The organism is Micromonospora sp. LOL_024, from assembly GCF_048060415.1.
In the GTDB taxonomy this organism is placed as follows: domain Bacteria; phylum Actinomycetota; class Actinomycetes; order Mycobacteriales; family Micromonosporaceae; genus Micromonospora.
In genome coordinates this window covers 1-7,402 of sequence record NZ_JBHMIS010000074.1, presented here as the reverse complement: position 1 = coordinate 7,402, position 7,402 = coordinate 1, and the positions used below count along the sequence as shown (strand labels likewise).

The window sequence follows — 7,402 nt, the reverse complement described above, 5'->3', positions numbered from 1 at the left end:
CCACGGCATCTAACAAATCATGGTTAAAGCGGACGCAAAGGAACAACGCCGGGGCCGTGGGCTACCTTCAGCACCGCAAGCGTCTTGACTGGCGTACGACCTTTACTAAGTATGCGCCGAACGTCAGCGACGCCCTGGGATTGTGGAAGTAAGGGCCAAGGTGCTACGGACCAGAAGGTTAGGGGTTCGAGTCCCTTCGGGCGCGCGAGATCAGGGGTCTGACCTGTGGAAACGCGGTTCGGACCCTTCTTGATGCCCGGCCAATGTGGACGGTGGGTGTCACGTGGGTGCGAAGTGGGTGCCACGCCCGCAGGCGGTTTCCCCGAGCCTCTCGGCCTGTTGACCTGCGGCTTCGCCGCCGCGGCCGGGGCGGTGGGTGCCAGGGCACCTGGTTTCGGCCGGCGGGCGGGCCGGTTGTTCCGGGCCTTGTTCCTGATCTTCTTGCGGGTGCGGCGGGCAGCTGCGAGAACGAGGTTGGCGGTGGCGTCGGCGCAGCGCCGCTGCGCCTCGGGCAGCACGCTGGTGTAGGTGTCGGCGGTGACCACGACGCTGGAATGCCCAAGCAGATCCTGCAGGGTCTTCAGGTCGACACCGGCCTGGTGCGCCAGAGACGCCGCACCGTGGCGTAGGTCGTGCAGCCGCACCGGCGGCAGCCCGACCCGGTGGACCAGTTTGCGGAACCGGGTGGTCGCGTAGTTCGGGTTGATCGGCAGCCCGTCGCTACGGATCAGAAGGTTAGGGGTTCGAGTCCCTTCGGGCGCGCAAGATCATCATGGGTCTGACCTGCGGAAACGCAGATCAGACCCTGTTGCTGTTGATGGAGTGTGGACGTTCGTTGCCACACCTGTGTCACGCCTGTGCCATCACTCTCTGTAGTTACTCAGTGATCATCGGGGCCTTGACCTGGGGTTCGGCGGTCCTCCGGCTGGTCCGGCTCCGTTGAGGCTTCTGGTTTTTTCGCTGTCTTGGCGGCCTTGCGGGCGGCGCTGTGGGTGCCGAAAACCTCATCCATGCTGGCCACAGCCGTGTTGATCACTGAGACAAGGAAGCAGGTGCCGACTCTCGGCTGGATCGCGACGGTGCTCTCCATCGAGCACCGCGCGACGATGGGGTGTGCTGTTTCAACTGGCCTACCTCGGCGTGACCAACGACGCGCACGGCGGCCCCCGGCAGAACACGCCAGCGACCATAGAACGGATCCGGCAGCGGTTCGGCCAGCACCTCGAAGTACCGGATGTCACCGCCCGGTGGCGGGCCCGGGTTCGTGCGCAGCCCGAGCCGGGTCGCGGTGGGCGCTGGTTCTGGACCACCATCGAGTCGCAGCGCCTCGACCACTACCTACGCGACGCCAAGGCGGTCCGGAACCGACTCGCGCACGGCGACGACTCACAGAACGCACCGAACGATTCCAGGACGCTGTACGACCGCAAGGACGGCAAGACGTCGATCACGCTGATGTGGGTCGAGGGCTTCGTCCAGGCCGTACAGGACCTGGCCACGATCACCGCCCTCGAACTCACCGGAGACACCACCCTGATTCCGGACTGGCCTGTCCCGCCCCGTACCGAGGTCAGCGCGAACCCGCCCGCGCCGCCGTGGGCGGCGACCCCGTAGCGGCAACCCCTCCGCACGTTCGCCGACCATCGCGATCGTGCGACGATCGGCACACTGGCGATCGGGGCGCTGGCGATGATGCGGGTGCTCCGTGGGTGCTCGGACGTCGGGGAACTCACACGGACGCACCTGGACGTAGCCGGATTCGGGCTTCTATCAGGCGCACCAAGACAATCGACGTACGTAAATAGAAACGGTCTACAGGGCCAGGACCTGGGCGGATACACCGGGACGGGGCCGGACTGAACAGGTTGCGTTCGGACGCCACTTTGGCTAGAGTCGATTATGGAGGACTACGCATCAGAAGGTTAGGGGTTCGAGTCCCTTCGGGCGCGCAAGATCATCAGGGGTCTGACCTGCCGAAACGGCAGTCGGGCCCCTTCGCTTTTTCATCCCTTGTGGTCGGTTGGGTGCTCGGTGGGTGCTCGTGCGACGAGCATCCCTCACGTCCCGACCCTGTACCGTTCGAAAACTCGGCCACGGCCGGTGACGTGCGACTTTGTCCGCTGTGGGATCGATGGATGGCGTCATGCTACCGGTCATGATCCTGTCGTTCGGCTACCTGATTCTTCGTCAGGCACTGCAGTTGATCATCCTGTTGAATCGTGGTGGGGACGCCAACGCGGTCGAGGTACTCGTGCTGCGGCACCAGGTCGCGGTCCTTCGTCGGCAAGTATGCCGTCCAGATATGGAACCGGCTGACCGGGCGGTCCTTGCCGGCCTGTCGAGGCTGTTACCGCGGACCCGGTGGACAGCGTTCTTCGTCACCCCAGCCACCTTGTTGCGCTGGCACCACAACCTGATCGCACGACGGTGGACCTACCCGAGACGGCGACGCGGTCGACCGCCGATCACGGCCGAGGTACGCCAACTGGTGCTACGGCTGGCCCGGGACAACCCGACCTGGGGATGCCGACGCATCCAGGGCGAGATGATCGGCCTGGGCTACCGACTCGCGGCCAGCACGATCTGGGCGATCCTGAACACCACCGGTGCAGGTCCGGCTCCACGACGGGCGGGACCGACCTGGACCGAGTTCCTCACCACCCAGGCCAAAGGCATCCTGGCCTGCGACTTCCTACACGTCGACACCATCGGACTAACCCGCATCTACGTCCTGTTCCTCATGGAGATCGCGACCCGGCGAGTCCACCTCCTGGGCGCCACGACCAACCCGACCGGCGAGTGGGTGGCACAGCAGGCCCGCAACCTCATGATGGACCTGGGCGAGCATGCCGGCCAGTTCCGGTTCCTGATCCGGGACCGGGACACCAAGTACACCGCCGCGTTCGACATCGTCTTCCACGCCGAGGGTGTCGAGGTGCTCCGAACACCACCGCAGGCACCCCGGGCCAACGCGTTCGCGGAGCGCTGGGTACGCACCGTACGGCGGGAGTGCCTGGACCAGATCCTGATCTACAACACCCGACATCTGCTCGTCGTGCTGCCTGAATACCTGGCGCACTACAACCGGCATCGCCCGCATCAGGGTCGCCGACAACGCCCACCTGGCCGCGACACGATCCCAGCCCTGGTGACCGACCTGGATGCCGTCCGAGTACAACGCAGGAAGGCCGTCCACGCGTTGATCAACGAGTACGAGCAGGCCGCGTAGCCGAACCCGAGCCATCGAACAGGGCGCCAACTCCGACCCAGATCGACCAAGCTCCACACCACCAAAACCGCACTTCACCGGCCATGACCGAGTTTCCGAACGGTACAGGTTCCAGGACTGCCCACTGAGCGTCGGTCAGGTCGTGCCGCCTCGTCACCGCTACGCTGGTCACGAGGTCTCCGTGTTGATGGTTCATCTTGGTCGATAAGCCATCTACCGGAGACCTCGCTGTTTACCAGGCAGCGACACGCCGGAAGTTCGTCACCCGCCCACGGCCGACTTTGATACACGCCCTAGTGCACCGACCACATGCTGATCTACAACGAGCGCCACGCGCAGACCGTAGTCGGCGAGTACGTCGACCACTTCAACGACCACCGGCCGCACCAAGGGCGTCAGCAGCGGCCACCCAACCATGACCCGTCCGTCGTCATCCCCATCGACAAGCCCATACGCCGCCGAAGACGACTCAACGGGATGATCAACGAGTACCACCGAGCAGCCTGAAATGATCATCAAAACACCAGGTCACCGCCGTTGAACCAGTTTTGGCACGGTACAGGGTGCCTGCTGACTCTGGCTGACAGCGTCACGGCCGCCGAGGAACCGGGCAGCACGCGCCTCGACGACCTGGTCCGGCGCGGCGCCAAGGTTCGGGTGCGCCAGACCGACCTGCCGGATGCCATCGTGCTCGACCGCAACCTGGCGCTGCTCCGGGAGCGCTCCGACGGACGGGCGTCGATGTACGTAATCCGACACAAGGTCGTCGTCGGCAGCCTCGCCAAGCTGCTTTCCACCGCCTGGCAGTCCGCCGTCGAGCTGGACTCCTTCCGCCGCCTCGAGACCAGCTCGGACAGCCTGACCCTCTACGTGGTCCGGCTGCTCGCCGCCGGCTACAAGGACGAGGCGACTGCCCGCGAGCTCCGCATATCGGTACGCACCTACCGGCGTCACGTGGCGACGCTGATGGAGCGGCTGAACGCCGAGTCGCGTTTCCAGGCCGGCATCCAGGCGGCCAAGGCAGGCCTGCTCGCGGCTACTTGACACTTGCTGCCAAGTAGCGGACGATAGGCATCCCGTAGCCGAAGGGGCTTGTCATGCGACATGCGAGCGAACGCGACGAACTCGCGGCCCATCTGGCCGGTCTGATCGCCTCCCGCCTGCTGGATCCCCTGGAAATCCTGCTGGAGTCCGATCTGGCCGACGTCCGCGAGCGCGTCACCACCCTGTCCGCCACGATGGCCGACCAACTGCTGGACCACAACGAGCAGCGGGCTGCCCGCGTCGCGATCCGGCTGGTCTCCACGCTGTACCCCAGCGACGAGCCGTTCCGGCCGACAGCCACCTGGTGGGCCACCCCCTTGGGACAGATCGTGGTCCGTCTCGTCGGCCACCCGAGCGCCGAGTCGGTGTCCTACGCGGAGGCGGGCGCCATGCTCGGCATCAGCCGTCAAGGGGTGCACGACCTGGTCGTGCGCAAAAAGCTCGAACGCCACCCCTCCGGCGGCGTCACGACCATTTCCATCCAGGCCCGACTGAAAACCCGCGCTGCGGCCCTGCTGCGCGCATAGCAAGAGGAGAAGAAGTGACTACAGACAACAAGCCAACCGCCAGCGCGGGCCATCTGACGATCGGCAAGAAGCACGTGGCCCGCCTCGGCTTCGGCGCCATGCAGCTCCCCGGCCCGGGTTCATGGGGTCCGCCCGCCGACAAGGACGCCGCCATCGCCGTCCTGCGCACCGCGATCGAGTTGGGCGTCGACTACATCGACACCGCCGGCTTCTACGGCCCGCACGTGGCCAACGACCTGATCCGCGAGGCACTGCACCCCTACCCTGACCACGTCGTAATCGGTACCAAGGTCGGCGTGGTCCGCGACGAGTGGCGCGCTTGGAACGCCGCGGCCTCCCCGGAACAGCTCCGTGAGCAGGTCGAGGAAAACCTGAGCCGGCTCGGCCAGAACCGCCTCGACCTAGTCTACCTGCGGGTCGGCGGCGACGGCCTGCTCTTCCCCGACGAGGTACCCTTCGCCGAGTCCCTGGAGGCGCTGGCCGAGCTGCACCGCAAGGGCCTGATCCGCAACCTGGGCCTCAGCGGTGTCACCGTCGAGCAGCTTGAGCAGGCCCGGTCGATCGCGCCCATCGCCGCCGTGCAGAACAGGTTCCACCTCATCGATCGCGGCAGTGCCGAAGTCCTGCAGATCTGCGCCGACAACGGCATCGTCTTCGCGCCCTACTTCCCGCTGGCCGCCGGCATGTTCCGCCCTGACCTCGACAAGTCCCAGATCCCACCGGGCATGGGCCTCAACGATGTCCAGGAGGCGACGCTCGACCGCATCGCCAAGGAGCACGAGGCCACCCGGCCGCAGGTGGCCCTGGCCTGGTTGCTGGCCTACTCGCCGGCCACCCTGGTCATCCCGGGTACCAGCTCGGTGGCGCACCTGCGGGAGAATCTGGCCTCGGCCGAGCTGACCCTGACCCCGGCCGAGGTGGACGAGCTCACCGCGCTCGCGGGCTGAGCGACCGACGACCAGCGGGCGTGTCCCGCGAGGTGTTCCGGACGACGCCGTCGCCTGACGCCGGGTTTCCGGCGGTGATACCTCGCGGGGCCCGCGGACAGCTTCTCAGCCGCTCGGTCGACAACGGCCTGCGCTACGTCGCGGACCTTCCGGCTGAATTCCGGCTGTTGGCCTGCGGGTTCAGGTGCCTGTAGACCGCGGCGAAGCCGTCGTTGTTGGTGCGACTTGCCGGTTCGCGACCCTGGTGCTGGACGGCAGGCGTGTTCGTTCGGTTGCGGCATCCGAGCGCGGTTGGGCTGGTTGAGCTTGCCGCGCCTGCGGCCGGAGCGGTGCCGCACCCCTCCACCGGTGATCGGCGTGACCAAGATCCGTCCGGGTACGTCGATGGTCACGGCAGTTCCAGGAACTCACGAAGCGCTGTGTCGACGGCGTTCATGGTGGTGTGCGAGACGAAGCCGTGGTTGTCGCGTAGTGCGGTCCGGTCCAGGATCTGCACGACGCTGTGGATTCTGACGTATGCGCCGGTGAGCGGGGCGTCGCCGTCGAGGCGCACCCCTCTCGGTCAGGATGGTGTGAGACACCCCGTGTGAGTGGGGTGCTGACCTGAGGACGGGGGATCGGAGATCCTTGTGTACGTGTCCACTTCATCTGGCAAGCAGCCGGCCACCGGCAGCGGGGCCGACCCGGCGCCGAAGCCGTCGCGGCGGGTCTGCAGCCCGGAGTACAAGCTCGCGATGGTCGCCACGCCCCGAACGGCGAGAAAGGCGCGATCCTGCGCCGGGAAGGCCTGTACTCGTCACACATCATCGAGTGGACACGGGCCCGCGACGCCGGACACCTCGGCCACGTCGACAGCGGCGGGAAAACGGATACCGCCGCCCCCTCTGCGCCACGGGTGAAAAAGTCCGCGGACCAGATCGAGTTGGAGAAGCTGCGCCGGCAGAACGAGAAACTGCGGGCGGATCTGACGAAGACCCGGATGGCGTTGGACATCATGGGAAAAGTTCCCTCGCTGCTCTTTGAACGGGCCCGTTCCGGGCTGAAAATGATCGCGGCCGCTCGCTGACGCCGTGTGCGCTTGGTCTTCGAGGCCGTGGAAAAGTCGGGTGTGGGGAGCTGCGTCATGGGCCCTTCAATGTTGCTTCGAGCACGCGGATCAGCTTCGCTTTCGACTCCAGCAGCTCCCGCGGGCGGCCACCCTGTGACCGACTGGATGGAAGGACCGGGTGTTGGAGTCAAGTCAGGACAACGAGGAGATCATCGAGCGGATCGCGGCGCTCGACATTGGCAAGGCCGAGCTGGTGTGTTGCGTACGGATCCCGGGCCAGGGACCTGGAGGGCGGCGACGGCAGGAGGTGTCGACCTACTCCACGATGACCCGGTCGTTGCTGACGATGGCTGACCGGCTGCGGGAACTGGGCGTGACCCGGGTCGTGATGGAGTCGACCTCGGACTACTGGAAGCCGGTGTTCTACCTGCTCGAAGCAGCCGGCGTCGACGCATGGCTGGTCAACGCCAAGGACGTCAAGCACCTACCCGGACGTCCGAAGACCGACCGGCTCGACGCGGTCTGGCTGTGCAAGGTCGCCGAACGGCCAGGGTCTTTGCGTTGTCGATGTGCGGGGCTGTGAGCTGGGCTGACGTGTCGATTGGGG

At 66.2% G+C, this 7,402-nt stretch carries 11 protein-coding genes and 1 pseudogene; 9 read left to right on the top strand and 3 right to left on the bottom strand.

Annotation, left to right across the window (positions count from 1 at the left end; translation table 11 throughout):
• The first annotated feature begins 294 nt into the window (after window positions 1-294).
• Window positions 295-528, top strand: coding sequence for a hypothetical protein (locus tag ACFHWY_RS27535; RefSeq protein WP_416583164.1), 234 nt, complete (start codon window positions 295-297; stop codon window positions 526-528).
• 44 nt (window positions 529-572) lie between these two features.
• Here the strand turns inward: ACFHWY_RS27535 and ACFHWY_RS27530 are convergent.
• Both ACFHWY_RS27530 and ACFHWY_RS27525 read right to left on the bottom strand, forming a co-directional pair.
• Window positions 573-707, bottom strand: a pseudogene (locus ACFHWY_RS27530) (hypothetical protein); the annotation flags it as partial.
• A gap of 173 nt (window positions 708-880) precedes the next feature.
• A complete protein-coding gene (locus ACFHWY_RS27525; protein WP_416583163.1) occupies window positions 881-1,090 on the bottom strand; it encodes a hypothetical protein in 210 nt (69 codons plus the stop codon).
• Between the two features lie 23 nt (window positions 1,091-1,113).
• Here ACFHWY_RS27525 and ACFHWY_RS27520 point away from each other — a divergent pair, with 23 nt between their 5' ends.
• The 6 genes from ACFHWY_RS27520 (at window position 1,114) to ACFHWY_RS27495 (ending at window position 5,747) form a co-directional block, all read left to right on the top strand.
• Complete coding sequence (locus tag ACFHWY_RS27520) at window positions 1,114-1,614, top strand: hypothetical protein (RefSeq protein ID WP_416583162.1); 501 nt, start codon at window positions 1,114-1,116, stop codon at window positions 1,612-1,614.
• Window positions 1,615-2,155: 541 nt separating this feature from the next.
• The gene (locus ACFHWY_RS27515; RefSeq protein ID WP_416583161.1) at window positions 2,156-3,229 is read left to right on the top strand and encodes an integrase core domain-containing protein; all 1,074 of its coding nucleotides are present in this window, start codon (window positions 2,156-2,158) and stop codon (window positions 3,227-3,229) included.
• Between the two features lie 309 nt (window positions 3,230-3,538).
• On the top strand, window positions 3,539-3,736 hold the full coding sequence (locus tag ACFHWY_RS27510) for a transposase (RefSeq protein WP_416583160.1): 198 nt from the start codon (window positions 3,539-3,541) through the stop codon (window positions 3,734-3,736).
• Window positions 3,737-3,766: 30 nt separating this feature from the next.
• Window positions 3,767-4,273, top strand: coding sequence for a response regulator transcription factor (locus tag ACFHWY_RS27505; RefSeq protein ID WP_416583159.1), 507 nt, complete (start codon window positions 3,767-3,769; stop codon window positions 4,271-4,273).
• A 53-nt stretch (window positions 4,274-4,326) separates the two neighbouring features.
• A complete protein-coding gene (locus ACFHWY_RS27500; RefSeq protein WP_416583158.1) occupies window positions 4,327-4,800 on the top strand; it encodes a hypothetical protein in 474 nt (157 codons plus the stop codon).
• A gap of 14 nt (window positions 4,801-4,814) precedes the next feature.
• A complete protein-coding gene (locus tag ACFHWY_RS27495) occupies window positions 4,815-5,747 on the top strand; it encodes an oxidoreductase (protein WP_416583157.1) in 933 nt (310 codons plus the stop codon).
• A 388-nt stretch (window positions 5,748-6,135) separates the two neighbouring features.
• Here ACFHWY_RS27495 and ACFHWY_RS27490 read toward each other — a convergent pair whose 3' ends face one another.
• Window positions 6,136-6,300, bottom strand: coding sequence for a hypothetical protein (locus ACFHWY_RS27490; protein WP_416583156.1), 165 nt, complete (start codon window positions 6,298-6,300; stop codon window positions 6,136-6,138).
• Window positions 6,301-6,642: 342 nt separating this feature from the next.
• Between ACFHWY_RS27490 and ACFHWY_RS27485 the strand changes: the two genes are divergently transcribed.
• On the top strand, window positions 6,643-6,813 hold the full coding sequence (locus ACFHWY_RS27485; RefSeq protein ID WP_416583155.1) for a hypothetical protein: 171 nt from the start codon (window positions 6,643-6,645) through the stop codon (window positions 6,811-6,813).
• A 160-nt stretch (window positions 6,814-6,973) separates the two neighbouring features.
• Window positions 6,974-7,378 carry an IS110 family transposase gene (locus ACFHWY_RS27480; RefSeq protein WP_416583154.1) on the top strand — a complete coding sequence of 135 codons (405 nt, stop codon included), beginning with the start codon at window positions 6,974-6,976 and terminating at the stop codon, window positions 7,376-7,378.
• The last annotated feature ends 24 nt before the right edge of the window (window positions 7,379-7,402 follow it).